We start from the raw sequence: 17,296 nt of genomic DNA on the forward strand, positions 1-17,296 counted from the left end.
TTCGTGCAATGCCGTCAGGCGCTCAGGTATTCGTGGACGGCCGCATAGCCGCGGCCGTAGCCGCGCGCCTTCGGCGGCACGCCGTTGAAGATCCCGCCTTCCAGATCGACGCCCGCGGTACGCAGGCGCTTGATCGCGTCGGCGATCTCGCCTTCGGTATGCATGCCCGAGCGCAGCACCAGGAAGGTCGCGCCGGCCATGCGGCCGATGATGGTCGCGTCGGTCACCGCCAGCACCGGCGGCGAGTCGATCAGCACGACGTCGTAGCGCTTGCCGAGCCCTTCGAGGTATTGCGGCAGGCGCGTCGACATCAGCAGCTCCGACGGGTTCGGCGGGCGCGTGCCGGCCGAGATGAACGACAGGCCCTGCACCGGCGTCTCGCGGATCGCCTCCTCGAGCGGCGCCTGATCGCTCAGCAGTTCGGACAGGCCCGGCTGCGCGGTGAGGCCGAAGTAGCGGTCGAGCATCCCGCGACGCATGTCGGCGTCGATCAACAGCACGCGCTTGCCCGAATGCGCGAGCAGCACCGCGAGGTTGACCGTCAGGAAGCTCTTGCCGATGCCCGGCGTCGGGCCGGTCAGCACGACCACGCGTTTCTTCGCATCCATCATCGCGAACTGCATCGCGGTGCGCAGGCTGCGCATGCTTTCGACGCTCAGGTCCTTCGGGCGCAGGCTCGCGAGGATCGGCCGCGCGCGGCCGCCGCTCTTTTCGGCCATGGCGTCGAGCTTCACCTGCTCGGTGCTTTGCGGCACCAGCCCGTAAAGCGGCAGGTTGAACGTGCGCTCGACGCGATCCGGATCCTCGATGCCCTGGAACAGGTTGCGGCGCAGGAACACGATGCCGGTACCGAGGATCAGCCCGAGGAATACCGCGGCCGACAGGATCAGCACCTTCTTCGGCTTGACCGGATCGCCCGGGCGCAGCGCGGAATCGACGAGGTGGATGTTGCCGCCCGTGCCGGCCTTCTGCACCGACAGCTCCTGCACGCGGTTCAGCAGCAGCACGTAGATGTCCTCGGCGACTTTCGCGTCGCGCTGGAGCTGGACGGCCTTCACTTCGGTCGCCGGCAGGCTGCGGAAGCGGTTGCTGAACTTGTCCTTCTCGCCCTGCAGTTCCGCGAGCTGCTGCTTCGCGGCGATCACCATCGGGTGCGAATCGGTGAAGCGCTGCGCGAGCGATGCGAGCTGCAGGCGCTGGGCCGCGATCTGCTGCTCGTACTGCACGCTGCCTTCGAGGTAGACCTTCGCCTCGTCGCTCGCGTTGATCGAGCCGGACGTGCGCTGATACTGCGTCAGCGCGGCTTCCGCGCGTTCGAGATCGGCCTTCAGGCGCGGCTCCTCGCCCTTCAGGAAGTCGAGCATCTTGGTCGCTTCGGCCTGCTTCGCGATCACGTGCTGGTTCAGGTACGACTGCGCGAGCGCGTTCGCGATCGCGGCGGTCTGGTCCGGGTCCTTGCCTTCGAGCGAGATCTGCACGACACCCGTCTGCTTGCCCTGCTCGGACACCTGGATGCCCGACTGGAAGCCGGTGATCGCGTCGAGATCGTTGTAGCGGACCACCGTGAATTGCGTGCCCGGACGCGCGATCAGCTTCTGCACCAGCAGCGTTACGCCGCCGCCCTGCTCCGATTCGCCGACACGGCCCGACAGCAGGCGGCTGCCGTTCGCGTCGACGAGCGTATAGGTGCCGTTCGGACCGGCCGTCAGCGTCATCTTCTTGCCTTCGAGCGCGGGCACGACGTTGATCGAGTCGATGTCGGCCACCTCGCCGCCCCATGCGTAAGACCGCAGGCCGAACCAGGCGCGCGACGGCACGCCGGGCGTCGCGACGCGCGCGGACAGGCTGCCGAGCAGCGGAATCGTCTTCGGCACGACCGAGAAGTTCAGCTTGAACTGCTCGACGACCGGCGTGACGACGCCGCGACTCTTGATGATCTCGATTTCCGCGTCGGTCTGCGCTTGCTGCGGGCCGCTGTTGATCGTCGCACCCGTCTGCGTCTGCGTGAGCGCCTGCGACGTGTTGTCGTTGCTCTCGACCCGCACGTGCACGTCGGCCTGGTACACCGGTTTCGCGATGTAGCAGTAGAGGCCGGCGAGCGCGATGACGGTCACCGCGATGCCGAGCAGCAGCCAGATGTCGTCCATCAGCACCTGGAGCAGCTGGCCGAGGACGACGTCCTCTTCCTCGGTTTTCGCGGTCAGATCCGCGTAGGCGTGTTTTGCTTGCGTGTTCACCATTCGTTCCCGCTTGAGTGGTGCCGGGGGGCAGGCGCCGCCCCGGCGGGCTATCAGCGCGTGATTTGCCGCATGTAGAAGATCGTCTGGATCGTCGGCAGCACCTGCTGCAGCACACGGTTGAACTGCACCGAGCCGGCCGTGCTGACGTAGACGACGTCGAGCGGCTGGAGCGGGAAGCGGCTCGACAGCATCAGCGCATCCGGCTGCGTCATGTCGAGACGGAACACTTCCGGCTTCGTCGGGTTGTCGCGCATCCCGCGCATCACGTAGATCTTGCGCGGGTTCGCATCGGTGTCGAGGATGCCGCCGCCGGCCGTCAGCGCGTCGGCGATGGTCAGCCTGCCCTTGAGCATCGGCACCGTGACCGGGGTCTTGACCTCGCCCATGATGAACACGCGGCTGTCGCTGCGGTCCGGCACGTTGATGATGTCGCCCGGCTGCAGCATCACGTTCTGCTTCACTTCGCCGCGGTCGAGCACGCCGTTCGCGTCGAGCGTGTAGAGCTTGCCGTCGCGCGTCAGGCGCACGCGCTGCAGGTCGGCCTCGGCGGTCGAGCCGCCCGAGCGCGAGATCGCGTCGACGAGCGTCAGCGGCACGTCGCTCATCGCGAGCGGGCCGGGCGTCTTCACCTCGCCCGTCACCTGCACCTTCTGGCTGCGGAACGACAGCACGCGCACATCGAGCTGCGGATTCTTCACGTAGCGCGCAAGGCGCGTGGCCAGCTCGTCGCGCGTCTGCGCGATCGTCTTGCCCGCCACGTGGATGCGGCCGACGAACGGGAAGAAGATCGTGCCGTCGGCGGCCACGGTCTGGCCGTACGGATCGGCCTGGCCCGGCAGCGACGACGAATATGGCTGCTGCAGCGCGCCCGCGATCGTCTGCGTCGTGTTGCCGCCGCTCGAGAACGACTGGCCCTGCGGCGTCGTCAGCTCGGGGTGGTCCCACACGGTGACGCCGAGAATGTCCTGCGGGCCGATGCGGTAAACGTACTGCGACGGATCGGTGTAACGGCCCGGCGGCAGCGGGTGCTCGACCTGCTGCTTCTGCAACTGATCCATCACCAGCTTCGCGTCGATGTAATGAACCGGATAGGTTTCGGCCTGACCTTGCCGGCCTTCGTCCCTCAGGTTCGACGCGTCGAGATAGTTGCCGGGCGCGCTCGCGCAGGCCGACAGGAAGGTCGTCATCGCGACGGCGAGCGCCAGCGGGCGCATGGGACGTTTCAGCATAGTTTTTGCAGCCATCCTTGAACCAGACGTTCGATCAATGAGTAGCTCTCGCGATAGTCGGCCTCGGGGCCGCCATGCGGATCCGCGATCTCGGCGTCCTCCCACTTGCCCAGCAGGTGGACCTTGCCGCGCGCGAACGGATCGACCGATTCGACGGCCTTGATCTGTTCGCGCTCGCTGACGAGAATCAGGTCGGCGTCGCGCACGATCCGGCGCGACAGCCGGCGCGACCGGTGGGTCGTCGCATCGACGCCCCGCTCGGCGAGCAGTTGCCGCATCACCGGATCGATGCCGTCGCCGTCGTTCGCATGCACGCCGGCGGAGTGGAACGTCACGCGCGGGCCGCCACGCGACGCCGCGTGCGACTTGAACAGCAGTTCCGCCGCCGGGCTGCGGCAGACGTTCGCGTGACAGACGATCAGGATGTTCCGGAACATGGCATCTCGAGTCGGGTTACGGGTAACGGCGACGCGCGGGTTACGCGTTCGCGCGCGCGGCGCCCGGCACGCGGGCGGCGACGGCCTGACGCGAGCCGGGGCGGCCGATCGGGTGGTATTCGATGCCCTGCTCGCTCATCGCCTCCGGCTCGTACAGGTTGCGGCCGTCGAAGATCACCGGCGATTTCCATTGACGGCCGAGCGCGACGAAATCCGGGCTCTTGAACGCCTTCCATTCGGTGACGATCACGAGCGCGTCGGCATCGCGCGCGGCCTGCGCCTCGTCGTCGACGAACGTGAGACGCTCGAGCCAGCTCGGGTGATCCGCGAGATCGAGCGTGAGCACGCGGCGCGCTTCCTGCTGCGCGACCGGGTCGTACGCAGCGATGCGCGCGCCGCGCGACAGCAGCTCGGCGATCAGCTCGCGGCTCGGTGCCTCGCGCATGTCGTCGGTGTTCGGCTTGAACGCGAGACCCCAGATGGCGAACGTGCGGCCCGTCAGGTCCTCGCCGAAGCGCGCGACGATCTTGTCGGCAAGCACGCGCTTTTGCGTCGCGTTGACCGACGACACGGCCTTCAGGATCTGCAGCGACTGGCCGTGCTCGTCGGCCGTGCGGATCAGCGCCTCGACGTCCTTCGGGAAGCACGAGCCGCCGTAGCCGCAGCCCGCATACAGGAAGTGATAGCCGATGCGCGGATCGGAACCGATCCCGCGACGCACGGCCTCGATGTCCGCGCCGAAGCGATCGGCCAGGTTCGCCAGTTCGTTCATGAACGAGATGCGCGTCGCGAGCATCGCGTTCGCCGCGTATTTCGTGAATTCCGCCGAGCGCACGTCCATGTACAGCGTGCGTTCGTGGTTGCGGTTGAACGGCGCGTAGAGCTTCTTCATCAGCTCGCGCGCACGCTCGCCCGGCACGTCGTCGTCGCAGCCGATCACGATGCGGTCCGGCCGCGTGAAATCGTCGACCGCCGCGCCTTCCTTCAGGAATTCCGGATTCGACACGACGGAGAACATCGGTGCGTCGCCGCCGCGCTTCGAAAGTTCTTCGGCCACCGCCGCGCGCACGCGCTCGGCCGTTCCGACCGGCACCGTCGACTTGTCGACGATCACCTTGAAGCCCTTCATGTAGCGGCCGATGTTGCGCGCCGCCGCGAGCACGTACTGCAGGTCGGCCGAGCCGTCCTCGTCGGGCGGGGTGCCGACCGCGATGAACTGCACGTCGCCGTGCGCGACCGCGGCCTCGATGTCGGTCGAGAAGCGCAGGCGGCCGGCCGAGCGGTTGCGCGCGATGACTTCCTTGAGGCCCGGCTCGTGGATCGGCACGCCGCCGTTGTTCAGGATGTCGATCTTTGCCTGATCGACGTCGAGACAGAACACGTCGTGCCCGATGTCGGCAAGACAGGCGCCGGTGACAAGACCTACGTAACCGCTGCCGATGATAGTCAGATTCATGATGTGTCGGACCTCGTGACCAATGATTCGAAATTCGTGAAACCGGAGTGTCTGCGCGGGACGAAACCGCGTCAGTAAGCGTTGCTGCCGGTGAAGCCTTTCCAGAGCGTCAGCACGACGATCTTGATGTCGAGCCAGAACGACCAGTTCTGCATGTAGTACAGATCGAGCTTCACGCGTCCCATCATCTTCTCGATCTGGTCGGTCTCGCCGCGAAAGCCGTTGATCTGCGCCCACCCGGTGATGCCCGGTTTGATCCGGTAGCGGAACATGTAGCCCTTCACCAGATCCTTGTAGATGTCGTCGTGGGCGAGCGCGTGAGGGCGCGGGCCGACGACCGACATCTCGCCCTTCAGCACGTTGATGAACTGCGGCAGTTCGTCGAGGCTCGTGCGGCGCAGGAAGCGGCCGACCGGCGTCACGCGCGTGTCGTTCTTGGTGGCCTGCGTCACCTGTCCCGCGACTTCCTGATGCACCTTCATCGAGCGGAACTTGTAGATCTCGAACTCGTGGCCGTCGATGCCCTTGCGCTTCTGGCGGAAGAACACCGGCCCGCGCGACGTGAGCTTGATCAGACATGCGATCAGCAGCATCACCGGCGCGAGCGCCGTGAGCGCCGCCAGCGCGAACAGCCGGTCGAACACGAACTTCGGCAGGATCCGCACGTCGGTGATCGGCGACGCCGCGAGGTTGATCGCCGGCACGCCGAGCACCTCGACCACTTCCTGGTTGAAGAACGACAGCGTGCGCACGTCCGGAATGAAGCGGATATTCACGAAGTCGTGGCGGAACACCGTCACGATCTGGTGAATCCGGCGCTCCTCCGTGATCGGCAGCGTGAGCCACAGCTCGCTGATCGCGCGGCTGCGCACCAGCCACACCAGCGATTCGAACTGCCGCTCGATGCGCACGTCGTCGAGCGCGACTTCGCCCGGCGCTTCGCTTTCGTCGTACACGCATACCGGGTTGAAGCCTGCTTCCGGACGCGCCCGCATCTGTGCAATCAGCCGCCGCGCCGCCGGCGTGCCGCCGACGATCGCCACCGCCTTCAGGTTGTAGCCGCCGCGGCGCAGTTGCCGGAGCACGACGTGCACGCAAGCCTTGGAGCCGACGAGCAGCGCCATCGTCACGAGCGCCCAGTAACCGAGCCACAGTCGCGACAGGTCGCCCGACTGGTGGAAGCTGAAGCTCATCAGGATGCCCGCGAGTTCGACCACCAGCCACGCGAACGCGACGCGCCCCACCAGACCGACGAGACGCTTGCCGCGCCACGACTGGTAAATGCCGATGGCCGGAAAGAACACGACGACCAGCAGGCAGTCGAACAGCACCGTCGTGCGCTGCAGGTCGTTGAGCCAGATGCTGCCGCCGTGCAGCGCGGCGGCGATCAACGCCCCCAACACGACCATCGCGATATCGATGACTCTCGCCAGCACGCTCAACATGTCCGCTTCCTCTTTGAACAGGCGTTTGCCGAACAGCGCCTCGTGCAGCCCGTGCCGCACCTTCGATTCAAACGTTGCATGACGCTATTGAAGCGACAAGAAAATCGCTCCTCAAGCGCTCAAGTATTTCGAAAAATAATCGGAAATTCTTGCCGCGACATTTCCGAATTAAATCGGCACGTTTTCCCGAATCGATCGCGAATCGGGATTTTTTCGAGAACTTTACGGTTCCCGCGAACCCTTTGCGGGACTTGGATCCAGCCCGATTCGTCGAATTATTTTTTATTTTTTTTATTTGCATCGCATGCTATCGACGAAAAATTTACCTGACACGTGCGCGCCGAATATCGCGCAAATCGCCCGGTTTTATTGTCGATTTACTTCATGCTACAAACAGGCACTGACTTCAATCGAGGAGAGTGTCATCATGAATGCTCCGGCCGTGGCAGCCGATACGCGCCCTTCTTCTTCCGCCGCAACCGACACCGCGACGCGGGTCGCGGTGCAGCCGGTGATCCTTGCAGGCGGTTCGGGCACGCGTCTGTGGCCGATGTCGCGCGAACACTATCCGAAACAACTGATCGGCCTGCTCGGCGATCATTCGCTGCTGCAATCCACCGCGCTGAGGCTCGACGGCCTCGCGACCGGTCATCCGCTGAACGACGACGTGCTGATCGTGTGCGGTGAGGATCACCGCTTCACGACCGCCGAGCAACTGCGCCTGACCGGCAAGCGTGCATCGATCATGCTCGAGCCGCTCGGCCGCGACACCGCGCCCGCGCTGACGCTCGCCGCGCTGCGGATCGTCGCCGGCGGCGGCGATGCCGTGATGACCGTGATGCCGGCCGACCACGCGGTGGCCGACCAGCCGCGCTTTCATGCGGCCGTCGCGGCCGGCGTGCACTGCGCCGCCCAGGGCAAGATCGCGACGATGGGCATCGTGCCGGGCCGTGCCGAAACGGGCTACGGCTACATCCGCGTCGGCGCGCCGCTCGGCGACGCCGCGACCGGCAACCTCGACGTGCGCCGTCTCGAGCGCTTCGTCGAGAAGCCGCATCTCGAACTCGCTCAGCAGTACGTCGCATCCGGTGAATACTGGTGGAACAGCGGGATCTTCATCGTGCGCGCGTCGGTGTGGCTGAACGCGATCCGCCAGCTCGAACCCGAGATCCTCGCGGCGTGCGAGCAGGCCGTCGCACGCGGCAAGGACGACGGCGACTTCTTCCGCGTCGACCGCGACGCGTTCGCCGCATCGCCGTCGAACTCGATCGACTACGCGGTGATGGAGCGGCTCGTGAACCTGCCGCAGCTGTGCGAAGGCGTCGTCGTGCCGCTCGACGCGGGTTGGTCGGACGTCGGTTCGTGGGACGCGATCTGGCAGATCCTGCCGAAGGACGAAGCCGAGAACGTCGGCCGCGGCCACGTGCTGTTCGAAAACGCCGAATCGACTTTCGCGCATTCGGAACACCGGCTCGTCGCGTGTGTCGGCACGCGCAATCTCGTCGTCGTCGAAACGCCCGACGCCGTGCTCGTCGCCGACAAATCCTGCGTGCAGGACGTGAAGAAGATCGTCGGGCGCATCAAGGCCGAACGCGGCGCGGAAGCGACCGATCACCGCAAGGTCCATCGCCCGTGGGGTCATTACGACTCGGTCGACATGGGCGAGCGCTTCCAGGTGAAACGCATCGTCGTGAAGCCGGGCGCACGACTGTCACTGCAGATGCACCATCACCGCGCCGAACACTGGATCGTCGTGCGCGGCACCGCGCGCATCACGCGCGGCGACGAAACCTTCCTGCTGTCGGAAAACGAATCGACGTACATCCCGCTCGGCGTGTCGCACCGTCTCGAGAACCCGGGCAAGATGCCGCTCGAGCTGATCGAAGTGCAGTCTGGCGCGTATCTCGGCGAGGACGACATCGTCCGCTTCGACGATACCTACGGCCGCCAGTGATGCCACGCCTGCCGGGCGCGCCGTCTCGACGGTGCGCCCGGCACCGCAGACATGCCGAAGACAAAAAAAAACGCGCGGGCGTCGTGACGGACGACGACCCGCGCGTTTTCGTTCGGACGACGATCAACCTACGCGATACGCGTATTCGCGGCGGTCCGCCTGCACGGGATCGTTGCGGCTCTCGGACAACGTGCCCGCACGACGCTCGGCGATGAAGCGCTGGATGTCCGACTCGGCACGTGCCAGCTCGGACAGGCCGGCCAGCACCTCGCTTTGCGGCGCACGCACCGGTTCGTCGCTCGCCCCGTGGCGATCGATCCACTGACGCGCCCAGTCGAGCGCGTACTGCTCCGCTTCCTCGGCATCGGTGAAGCGCGGGCCGATCAGGCCCGAGCGCTCGACGCGCCGGTCGTCCTGCGTGATCTCGGCCCACGCGCGGTACATCAGGTTCTGCACCGGTTGCGCGCTGCCGCAGATCGTATAGCCACGGTATTCGTCGACTTGCGGCTCGGCCGCGGCGAAGCTCGCGGCGGACGGACGCCCGTGACGCAGCCCTGCGGGCTGCGCGCCGGGCACCGCGAACGACGCACCGCGCGACGTGTCGGCGGCGGCGTTCGGCATCGCGGTCAGCGTCGCGCCCTCGCGCTCCCAAACGTTTGCCTGAGCGACCGGCAGTTGCCACGACTCGGGGTTCTGCCAGAACACGCCGCGCAGACGGTCGTTGTCGGGCACGGGCTCCGCGCGGCATGCCGGTGCGGCCGGCGCCGGCGGCGGCGGCACGTACGCGAACGTGCGCCCGCTGAACTGGGTCAGCACGTCGATCATCTGCAGCAGCGTGCCGTTCGCGAGCCACTCCTCGTAGCGGCGGCGGCACGTCGGCCCGGACGGATAGCGCCCGGGCAGTTTGGACCACGCTTCACCGGTCGTCAGGATCCAGAGAACCGCGTTGGCGACAACGCGCGGTTCGGCTCGCGGACGGCCTCGACGGTTCAGCCGAATGGGTTCATCGGCGATCAGCGTTGAAAGTCGAAACCACTCTTCATCGTTAAGCTCATCGAAGAACATAGTCGATTTCTCCACGCAGCCAGGCCGGGGCTGCGATTGTCGGCGCCGTCGTCACGCATCGCGTCACGGGGCGGCCCGGTTGCACATTATGGTTATCCGGTCGTTGTGCATGCCGGTGCGACACCGCACTTTCACGGTGCCGCCATTCACGGCAATGGCGCACAAACTACGGTCTCACTCCAATGTGGGAATTTTTGTGCACGAAGCATACCATCCTCAGGGTTTATCTCAATATGACAATGACTTAATGTTACGCACTGAAACAACCTGCCATGGATGCGCAATCAATTTACGCTTGAATTTTTTTACGCGATCGTTATGCGAGGCGCTGGGAAGCCCCGTCTGGCGGGGCTTTGCGGGGTGCGGATGCGGACGTCCGGCAGGCCACCAGACTTGTTCCGACCCTTGTCGGAAACCATTCCTGGAATTTCCCCGGAAAATCGGTAAATCAGGGAAAAATTCGTAACAAGATATTCACGGATCGGTAAATCGTTCAAAGTCCATTGAGCTTAATTTCCCCGTGCACAATCTTTTTATTGTTTCTCTGCGAGTGGTGAAAACGATCGCAGGCCGATGCACATTGTTTCCCGGCATGCAAGTGTCGACGCGTCTGTTACATCCTTGGCATAGCAGACAGCCGACAGCGGCGCGCGCAACGATCGGGCGCCGCGTTGCGGGTCGGGAGGATGGGGAATCCGCGCGATATGGAAAGCGGCGCACGGCCGCACGCATCAGCGCAGATCGCCGGCCAGCGACGCGGCGACGTCCGCGTCCACCCGTTGCGGCGGCACCGTGTAGGCCGGGTGATCGCAGCCGATCGACAGCGTCGCGCCGCCCTTGAGCGCCGCGCGCATCGCCTCGCCCAGTTCGAAGCGTACGAAATGCACGGCCGAGGTCTTCTCCGCGTTGTCGCGGTCGAGATCCTCGTCGGCGATCGCATAGACGTCGGGGTGCCCGTCGACCCGCAGGTACACGCGATCCTCGACGCCGATCAGCCGCGCGAGCGCCGCCCGCCGTTCGGCCTCGTGCTCGTATTCGATCTGCAGCGTTGCCTTCAGGTTGGTGCCGTCGGGCACGAGCGGCAGATAGGCTTCCAGTTCACCCTCGATGCCGGCCTCGTCGAAGATCTTCTCGATGTGCAGCATTTCCTGGATCTGGTAGCGGATCGTGGTCTCGTCCTCGAACAGCAGGCGCAGATGGTTGCCCAGCGCCACCGCGCGGCGGCGCTTGTACGCGACGAGCCGCGCGTGTTCGGTCTTGCGGATCTTCGCGTACGCTTCGAGCGTCAGCAGCGAGTCGCGGGTCAGCGTCATGGCGTGTCCTTGGATAGCGTCGATGTCTTCGTGGCGCGGCCGGTTCAGATACCGTACGCGCGGCGCAGAAGCGTCAGCGGATGCGCGAGCGGCGCGGCGGGCAACCCGTTCTCGTCGATGCCCTGCATGATGTGATGCCCGGCGAGCGCGCAGTCCGACGACACGACATCCGGCTTCGGCTCGGCCATCGCCTTGAACACCGGCGCACCGATCCGCATCGCGTCCGCATGGAAGGCCTTTTTCACGCCGAACGTGCCCGCATGCCCCGAGCAGCGCTCGACGACGTTCACGCGCGTATCGGGCACGAGCGACAGCGTGTCGGCCGTCTTGCGGCCGATGTTCTGCACACGCGCGTGGCACGGCACGTGATACGACACGGTGCCGAGGCCCTGCTTGAAGTCGGTCTTGAGCAAACCGTCGCGATGCCGCGCGATCACGTATTCGAACGGATCCCAGAATGCATCGGCCACCGCGCGCACGGCGTCGTCGCCGGGAAACATCAGCGGCAGTTCGCTTTTGTACATCAGCACGCAGCTCGGGATGGCGCCGATCAGCGCATAGCCTTCGCGCGCATAACGCTCCAGCACCGGAATGTTCACAGCCTTCTTCGCGGCGACGCCCGCCAGGTTGCCCTGCTCGAGGAGCGGCATCCCGCAGCACGCTTCGCGCGTGACGAGTTCGTACGGGATCTCGTTGTGCGCGAGGATCGCGAGCAGGTCGTGGCCGATTCCCGGCTCGTTGAAGTTCACGTAGCACGTCGCGTAGATCGCGACCTTGCCGGGCGTGCGCTCGCCGTCACGTACCGGCAGGCCGTCCGAGCGCTTCGCGGCACGCCGAAACTTGCGCGGCGCGAACTCCGGCAGCCATGCGTTGCGATCGACGCCGAGCGCCGCTTCGAGCGCGCGACGCGCGGGCGGCGTGCGATTCACCGCGTTCACCGTCTGCGTGACGATCGGAATACCCGCGAAATGGCCGAGCGCGTCGGTGTTCGACAGCACCTTGTCGCGCAGCGGCGCCTCCCCGCGCTTGTAGCGCGCTGCCTTGCCGCGCAGCATCAGGTGCGGGAAGTCGACGTTCCATGCGTGCGGCGGCACGTACGGGCATTTCGTCATGTAGCAGAGGTCGCACAGATAGCACTGATCGACGACCTTGCCGAACGCGTCCTTCGGCACTTCCTCGATGTCGCCCATCGGCGTTTCGTCGACGAGATCGAACAGCGTGGGAAACGCGCCGCACAACGACACGCAGCGCCGGCACCCGGCGCAGATGTCGAACACGCGCGTCATTTCCGCATCGATCGCGGCCTGGTCGTAGAACGCTTCGGACTGCCAGTCGAGCGGATGCCGCGTCGGGGCTTCGAGACTGCCTTCCTTGTGTGGCATGGGGCGCTCCAGCGTGGCGCGCATGCGCGCGGGCTCGCCGCCCGCGTGATGCGGGCAGCGATCGACGCACGGCCGGCCGCAGGATGTCCGGCCGGGCCGTGCTGCCTTGCTGCCGGACCCGCGTCAGTCGACGAGTGCGTCGAGCGCCTTCGTGTAGCGGTTGGCGTGGCTGCGTTCCGCCTTCGCGAGCGTCTCGAACCAGTTCGCGATTTCGTCGAAGCCTTCGTCGCGCGCCGTCTTCGCCATGCCCGGATACATGTCGGTGTATTCGTGCGTCTCGCCGGCGATCGCCGATTCGAGGTTCAGCCGCGACGAGCCGAACGGCAGCCCCGTCGCCGGATCGCCAACGGCCTCCAGATATTCGAGGTGGCCGTGCGCGTGGCCCGTTTCGCCTTCGGCAGTCGAGCGGAACAGCGCGGCGACGTCGTTCTGGCCTTCGACGTCGGCCTTCGAAGCGAAATACAGATAGCGCCGGTTCGCTTGCGATTCGCCCGCGAATGCGGCCTTCAGATTCTCTTCGGTCTTGCTGCCCTTGAGTTGAGCCATGTGTGCCTCCGTTCGAGCCGGCGCGGCCGCGTGCGAAGCCTGGCCGATGATGTATGTGGGGCACGAAGCGTATGCCGAACGCGCACGCTTCGTGCCTTTTAATCTAGGCGCTGGCGTTCGCATCCCCCAATAGGCTTTTTCAATCCGCGCGATAGCGGAGGGCGGGAATAAGGGACAAGTTGGCGGGCGCGTCGCCGGATGGGTCGGCGTTTCGCTCCAGATTCGGCTTGCGGGCTTCCGGGCTTCCGGCGCGACGCCCGGTGCACCCGCACCGGCGTCGCGCGTCATGCGTCACGCGTCCGTCGCACGCTTCAGCAGCAATTCCCTTTCGCGTTCGTTCCGGGTCAACTCCGCCGCACGACGGAACTCGACCTTCGCTTCGTCGGCGCGGCCGAGCTTCGCGAGCAGGTCGCCGCGCACGCTCGGCAGCCAGTGATAGCGGGCGAGCGCCGGATCGTCGCGCAGCACGTCGACGATTTCCAGTGCCGCGGCCGGCCCGAACGCCATCCCCACCGCCACCGCGCGGTTCAGCTCGACGACCGGCGACGGCGCGACTTCGGCAAGCGCGTCGTACAGCGCGACGATTTGCGCCCAGTCCGTTTCCGACGCGTGCCGCGCGCGCGCATGGCACGCCGCCAGCGCGGCCTGCAGCGCATACGGGCCACGCATGCCCCCGAGCTTCGTCGCCCGCTCGAGCGCGGCGAGGCCGCGCCGGATCAGCAGCGGATCCCAGCGGCTGCGGTCCTGGTCGAGCAGCAGCACGGGCCGCCCCTGCGCATCGGTCCGCGCGTGCATGCGCGACGCCTGCAGTTCCATCAGCGCGACGAGCCCGAGCACTTCACTTTCGTCCGGCACGAGCCCCGCCAGCACACGGCCGAGACGCAGCGCCTCGTCGCACAGCGCCGGGCGCGTCCAGTCGTCGCCCGCGGTCGCCGCATGGCCTTCGTTGAACACCAGATAGATCACTTCGAGCACCGACGCGAGCCGCGCGGGCCGCGCATCGGCGGCCGGTACCTCGAACGGCACGCGCGCCGCAGCGAGCGTGCGCTTCGCGCGCACGATGCGCTGCGCGATCGTCGGCTCGGGCGACAGGAACGCGCGCGCGATCTCGCTCGTGGTCAACCCGCCGAGCAGCCGCAACGTCAGCGCAACGCGCGCATCGGTCGACAGCACCGGATGGCACGACGTGAAGATCAGCCGCAGCAGGTCGTCGCCGATATCGTCGGCGCTCGCATCGGCGAGTGCGTCCGCGATGTCGGGGACGACATGCGCTTCGAGCGCGTCCATTTCGTGCCCGAGCTGGTCGCGCTTCGCCGCATGCAGCGACTCCTGCCGGACCCGGTCGAGCGCGCGCCGCTTCACGGCCGTCATCAGCCACGCGGCCGGGTTGTCGGGCACACCGTCGACGGGCCAGTGCTCGAGCGCCGCGACGAGCGTGTCCTGCGCGAGCTCCTCGGCCACGCCGACGTCGCGCACCACGCGCGCGGCGCGGGCAATGATCTTCGGCGCCTCGATCCGCCAGACCGCTTCGATCGCACGGTGAGTCGCCTCAAGCGTCACGACGCCTGCTCCTGGGCGGACGCATCCAGCGGCATGGCCATCAGCTCCCATGCGTGACCGTCCGGATCGTCGAATCCGTGGCCGTACATGTTCGGATACTCGCGCGGCGCCTGCGGCGCGGACCCGCCGGCCGCGAGCGCCTTCGCGACGATCGCGTCGACTTCGGCGCGGCTGTCGCACGACAGGCACGACAGCACCTGCACCTGCGTCGCCGGATCGACGATGGTCTTGCCGGTGAAGGTCTGGAAAAACGGCCGCACGAGCAGCATCGCGAAAATCGTGTCGCTGATCTTGATGCAGGCGGCCTGTTCGTTGGTATAGGCGGGCACGACCTCGAAGCCGAGTGCCTGGTAGAACGTCTTCGAGCGCGGCAGGTCGGCCACGGGCAAGTTGATGAAAACCATCTTGTGCATGACGGATGCTCCGGTGAGATTGGATTCGCGCAGAATCAGGCGTGGGTGCGGCCGACGTGGAGATCGCGAAACCGCTCGACCGCATCGCTCGGTGTGAGGTCGTCGAGCTCGAACAACGGCCGCACCTCGATCTCGCAGTCCATTTCAGCACCGAACGGCGCGGGAAACCGGCGCGTCCATTCGAGCGCCTCGTCGCGCGAGCGCACCTGGATCAACGTGTAGCCGGCAATCAATTCCTTCGTCTCCGCGAACGGGCCGTCGACTACCGTGCCCTTGCCGCCGGTGTACCGCACACGCCAGCCGCGCGCGCTCGGCCGCAAGCCGTTCGCATCGAGCAGCACGCCGGCCCTGGCCAGTTCCTCGTGGTAGACCGTCATCGCCTCGACCAGCCGGTTGTCCGGCAACGCATCGGATTCGCTGACGGCGTTCGCCCGGATCATGATCATGAATCGCATCGCTCACTCCTTGTCATCGGTGAAAAGGGCGTCCGCTCATCGGCGCCTTATACGGGCGACGGGCGGCAGACCGTCGGATCGACGTGCCGCGCGACGAATCAGGGTAAATACTGAGACGCAGCGGTCACAGGAAGCACGGGCCGACCGCGCGCACTTCGACCGTGCACCATTGCGCGGCCGGACACTGGCGCGCAATCTCGATCGCTTCGTCGCGCGTGTCGACGTCGACGATGAAGAAGCCGCCGACCATTTCCTTCGCCTCGGCAAACGGGCCGTCGACGAGGCGCGTCTCGCCTTCGCACACCTGCACGCGCGTCGCGCGTTCGGAGCGCTCCAGCGACTCGACGCCGCGCAGCACGCCACGCGCTTTCAGCGTCTCCGCGAAATCGACCATTCGCGCGTACAGCGCCTGCCCGTCTTCGAGCGTGCGTTCGGCGCGCTGGCCGGTCGGTTCGACGATCAACAGCATGTAGGACATGGAATTCTCCTGTGGGGGCCGTGCGCGGAAGCGTTTGGATCGCAGGCCGGAACGACGTGTCAGATGCGAAGCGTAGCAGCCTTGGCCGGCGCTGCCGTCATCGTTGGCCGTTCGGCACTGGCCTGATGGCCAATTCGATCACGACACGCGATGTTGCCGTCAGGATGCTTGCCGGAACCTTCGAATTTTCTTCCCGTGGAGCGCTCCTTGTCATGCCTGCCGCCGCTCATGCTCGCCGCCTCGCGCGTCCTTCCCGCTGCGCGCGCTCGAATCGCGCGGCTACACGAACCTCGTCGCCCGCTTCGCCGGCACCGCCGGATACAGCCATCGATTCCGCGGTGAAGCGGGCAACCTCGGCCACGCACTCGCCACGTCGCCGCTCGCCGCGCGGGAAGGCCGTGCATGCCTGGCACATCGACGCCGAGGCGCCGATCGCGCTGCAATCCGTGCCCGATTACAAAACCCCGGCGCAACGGGCCGCCTGTTACGCACCCGACGCCTGTCGCTCGTCGGACCACGATGCAGTCGTCATCGACCTGGCGCTGGACGACAGCGCCGCCTGAGCCGTCGCGGGCACAAACCCTGCTCCATGGAGAAACGGACGACTAGTGCAATTGCATGGGTTCGGCAGATGCAACGGCACTATTTACCTGACGCATCGCGCGACGCCATATTTACCGGACTTTCATGTCGCGCAGCGGCTCGCTACGGCGTTTCGCCCGATGCGCGAAATTTTTTCAACCGCCGCCGCGCCCCGTCGCGCGGGGCTTCCCGGGAAACTTGCCGACGAATTGAAAATTTGTCTCGAAACTCAATTGGCTGATGTGAATCACATTGGTTGCTGGGATTGGTCTTATCTTCAAATTGGCCTGCAAGTCCGGCCTGCAAATCAAATCCAAGGAGGATAAACATCATGGCGCTCACTGACTCGATCGAACACAAGCTGGACCGCGGCCTGTCCGATATCCGCCGTACCGGCCGGCGCGTGGGACGCTCGGCGCGCTCGGCCGCCCGCGATCTGCATGCGGACGTGTCGGACGATCTGCGCGGGCTGGTCGATGAACTCGAAGACCTGCTGAAGAACGACGGCGACGGCGATATCGCCGCGCTGCGCAAGCGCGTGCAGTCACGGCTCGACGAAGCGCGCAGCTCGCTCGACTACGCGTCGGGCACGGCGGCCGCCCGGCTGCGCGAATCCGCCGAGCGCGTGTCGCAAGCCGTGCACGAAAATCCATGGCAGACCGCGGGTGTCGTCGCGGGCCTCGCGTTCGTCGCGGGCCTGCTGCTTGCCCGCCGTTGAACGGGGCCGGCCGCCCCGTCCGC

At 66.2% G+C, this 17,296-nt stretch carries 16 protein-coding genes and 1 pseudogene; 3 read left to right on the forward strand and 14 right to left on the reverse strand.

Annotated features, from left to right (window positions below; all coding sequences use genetic code 11):
* Positions 1–14: 14 nt before the first annotated feature.
* The 5 genes from WS75_RS01535 to WS75_RS01555 all read right to left on the reverse strand — a co-directional run bounded on the left by WS75_RS01535 (position 15) and on the right by WS75_RS01555 (position 6,807).
* Entirely contained in the window at positions 15–2,240 is a 2,226-nt protein-coding gene (locus tag WS75_RS01535; RefSeq protein ID WP_059678846.1) for a polysaccharide biosynthesis tyrosine autokinase, read from the reverse strand.
* Between the two features lie 50 nt (positions 2,241–2,290).
* Positions 2,291–3,469 (reverse strand): polysaccharide biosynthesis/export family protein, encoded by a 1,179-nt coding sequence (locus WS75_RS01540; RefSeq protein ID WP_059678847.1) that lies wholly within the window; start codon positions 3,467–3,469, stop codon positions 2,291–2,293.
* Positions 3,463–3,906, reverse strand: coding sequence for a low molecular weight protein-tyrosine-phosphatase (locus tag WS75_RS01545; protein ID WP_059678848.1), 444 nt, complete (start codon positions 3,904–3,906; stop codon positions 3,463–3,465). The genes WS75_RS01540 and WS75_RS01545 overlap by 7 nt, the downstream gene beginning before the upstream one ends.
* A 40-nt stretch (positions 3,907–3,946) precedes the next feature.
* The gene (locus WS75_RS01550; RefSeq protein WP_059678849.1) at positions 3,947–5,362 is read right to left on the reverse strand and encodes a UDP-glucose dehydrogenase family protein; all 1,416 of its coding nucleotides are present in this window, start codon (positions 5,360–5,362) and stop codon (positions 3,947–3,949) included.
* A gap of 71 nt (positions 5,363–5,433) precedes the next feature.
* Positions 5,434–6,807 (reverse strand): undecaprenyl-phosphate glucose phosphotransferase, encoded by a 1,374-nt coding sequence (locus WS75_RS01555; RefSeq protein WP_059678923.1) that lies wholly within the window; start codon positions 6,805–6,807, stop codon positions 5,434–5,436.
* Positions 6,808–7,234: 427 nt separating this feature from the next.
* On the opposite strand from WS75_RS01555, the gene WS75_RS01560 reads away from it, so the two are divergent.
* The gene (locus WS75_RS01560) at positions 7,235–8,761 is read left to right on the forward strand and encodes a mannose-1-phosphate guanylyltransferase/mannose-6-phosphate isomerase (protein ID WP_059678850.1); all 1,527 of its coding nucleotides are present in this window, start codon (positions 7,235–7,237) and stop codon (positions 8,759–8,761) included.
* A gap of 123 nt (positions 8,762–8,884) precedes the next feature.
* Here the strand turns inward: WS75_RS01560 and WS75_RS01565 are convergent, their stop codons facing one another.
* The 8 genes from WS75_RS01565 to WS75_RS01600 form a co-directional block, all read right to left on the reverse strand.
* Complete coding sequence (locus WS75_RS01565; protein WP_059678851.1) at positions 8,885–9,826, reverse strand: transposase; 942 nt, start codon at positions 9,824–9,826, stop codon at positions 8,885–8,887.
* Positions 9,827–10,557: 731 nt separating this feature from the next.
* A complete protein-coding gene (locus WS75_RS01570; RefSeq protein WP_059678852.1) occupies positions 10,558–11,139 on the reverse strand; it encodes a DUF3501 family protein in 582 nt (193 codons plus the stop codon).
* A gap of 44 nt (positions 11,140–11,183) precedes the next feature.
* The gene (locus WS75_RS01575) at positions 11,184–12,521 is read right to left on the reverse strand and encodes a heterodisulfide reductase-related iron-sulfur binding cluster (protein WP_059678924.1); all 1,338 of its coding nucleotides are present in this window, start codon (positions 12,519–12,521) and stop codon (positions 11,184–11,186) included.
* A gap of 123 nt (positions 12,522–12,644) precedes the next feature.
* Positions 12,645–13,067: a rubrerythrin family protein gene (locus WS75_RS01580; RefSeq protein ID WP_059466550.1), complete on the reverse strand. Its 423-nt coding sequence runs from the start codon at positions 13,065–13,067 to the stop codon at positions 12,645–12,647.
* Between the two features lie 291 nt (positions 13,068–13,358).
* A complete protein-coding gene (locus WS75_RS01585) occupies positions 13,359–14,627 on the reverse strand; it encodes an RNA polymerase sigma factor (protein ID WP_059678853.1) in 1,269 nt (422 codons plus the stop codon).
* The gene (locus tag WS75_RS01590) at positions 14,624–15,040 is read right to left on the reverse strand and encodes a VOC family protein (RefSeq protein ID WP_059678854.1); all 417 of its coding nucleotides are present in this window, start codon (positions 15,038–15,040) and stop codon (positions 14,624–14,626) included. Before WS75_RS01590 ends, WS75_RS01585 begins: the two co-directional genes overlap by 4 nt.
* Positions 15,041–15,075: 35 nt before the next feature.
* A complete protein-coding gene (locus WS75_RS01595) occupies positions 15,076–15,495 on the reverse strand; it encodes a YciI family protein (protein WP_059466553.1) in 420 nt (139 codons plus the stop codon).
* A 124-nt stretch (positions 15,496–15,619) separates the two neighbouring features.
* Positions 15,620–15,973 (reverse strand): YciI family protein, encoded by a 354-nt coding sequence (locus WS75_RS01600; RefSeq protein ID WP_059678855.1) that lies wholly within the window; start codon positions 15,971–15,973, stop codon positions 15,620–15,622.
* A gap of 253 nt (positions 15,974–16,226) precedes the next feature.
* On the opposite strand from WS75_RS01600, the pseudogene WS75_RS31320 reads away from it, so the two are divergent.
* Positions 16,227–16,536: pseudogene (locus WS75_RS31320) on the forward strand (ExeM/NucH family extracellular endonuclease); the annotation flags it as partial.
* Positions 16,537–16,678: 142 nt separating this feature from the next.
* Here the strand turns inward: WS75_RS31320 and WS75_RS33220 are convergent.
* On the reverse strand, positions 16,679–16,888 hold the full coding sequence (locus tag WS75_RS33220) for a hypothetical protein (protein ID WP_156429685.1): 210 nt from the start codon (positions 16,886–16,888) through the stop codon (positions 16,679–16,681).
* Here WS75_RS33220 and WS75_RS01610 point away from each other — a divergent pair.
* Complete coding sequence (locus tag WS75_RS01610; RefSeq protein WP_059678857.1) at positions 16,887–17,273, forward strand: DUF883 family protein; 387 nt, start codon at positions 16,887–16,889, stop codon at positions 17,271–17,273. The two genes, WS75_RS33220 and WS75_RS01610, sit on opposite strands and share 2 nt — an antisense overlap.
* Positions 17,274–17,296: the final 23 nt, after the last annotated feature.

The organism is Burkholderia sp. FL-7-2-10-S1-D7 (genome assembly GCF_001524185.1).
Lineage (GTDB): Bacteria > Pseudomonadota > Gammaproteobacteria > Burkholderiales > Burkholderiaceae > Burkholderia > Burkholderia diffusa.

What these genes read in the sequence shown, in the direction of transcription:
- WS75_RS01535 (WP_059678846.1), bottom strand. Translation starts at nt 2,240, where the DNA reads ATGGTGAACACGCAAGCAAAACACGCCTACGCGGATCTGACCGCGAAA.
- WS75_RS01540 (WP_059678847.1), bottom strand. Translation starts at nt 3,469, where the DNA reads ATGCTGAAACGTCCCATGCGCCCGCTGGCGCTCGCCGTCGCGATGACG.
- WS75_RS01545 (WP_059678848.1), bottom strand. Translation starts at nt 3,906, where the DNA reads ATGTTCCGGAACATCCTGATCGTCTGTCACGCGAACGTCTGCCGCAGC.
- WS75_RS01550 (WP_059678849.1), bottom strand. Translation starts at nt 5,362, where the DNA reads ATGAATCTGACTATCATCGGCAGCGGTTACGTAGGTCTTGTCACCGGC.
- WS75_RS01555 (WP_059678923.1), bottom strand. Translation starts at nt 6,807, where the DNA reads ATGTTGAGCGTGCTGGCGAGAGTCATCGATATCGCGATGGTCGTGTTG.
- WS75_RS01560 (WP_059678850.1), top strand. Translation starts at nt 7,235, where the DNA reads ATGAATGCTCCGGCCGTGGCAGCCGATACGCGCCCTTCTTCTTCCGCC.
- WS75_RS01565 (WP_059678851.1), bottom strand. Translation starts at nt 9,826, where the DNA reads ATGTTCTTCGATGAGCTTAACGATGAAGAGTGGTTTCGACTTTCAACG.
- WS75_RS01570 (WP_059678852.1), bottom strand. Translation starts at nt 11,139, where the DNA reads ATGACGCTGACCCGCGACTCGCTGCTGACGCTCGAAGCGTACGCGAAG.
- WS75_RS01575 (WP_059678924.1), bottom strand. Translation starts at nt 12,521, where the DNA reads ATGCCACACAAGGAAGGCAGTCTCGAAGCCCCGACGCGGCATCCGCTC.
- WS75_RS01580 (WP_059466550.1), bottom strand. Translation starts at nt 13,067, where the DNA reads ATGGCTCAACTCAAGGGCAGCAAGACCGAAGAGAATCTGAAGGCCGCA.
- WS75_RS01590 (WP_059678854.1), bottom strand. Translation starts at nt 15,040, where the DNA reads ATGCACAAGATGGTTTTCATCAACTTGCCCGTGGCCGACCTGCCGCGC.
- WS75_RS01595 (WP_059466553.1), bottom strand. Translation starts at nt 15,495, where the DNA reads ATGCGATTCATGATCATGATCCGGGCGAACGCCGTCAGCGAATCCGAT.
- WS75_RS01600 (WP_059678855.1), bottom strand. Translation starts at nt 15,973, where the DNA reads ATGTCCTACATGCTGTTGATCGTCGAACCGACCGGCCAGCGCGCCGAA.
- WS75_RS01610 (WP_059678857.1), top strand. Translation starts at nt 16,887, where the DNA reads ATGGCGCTCACTGACTCGATCGAACACAAGCTGGACCGCGGCCTGTCC.
- WS75_RS33220 (WP_156429685.1), bottom strand. Translation starts at nt 16,888, where the DNA reads ATGATGTTTATCCTCCTTGGATTTGATTTGCAGGCCGGACTTGCAGGC.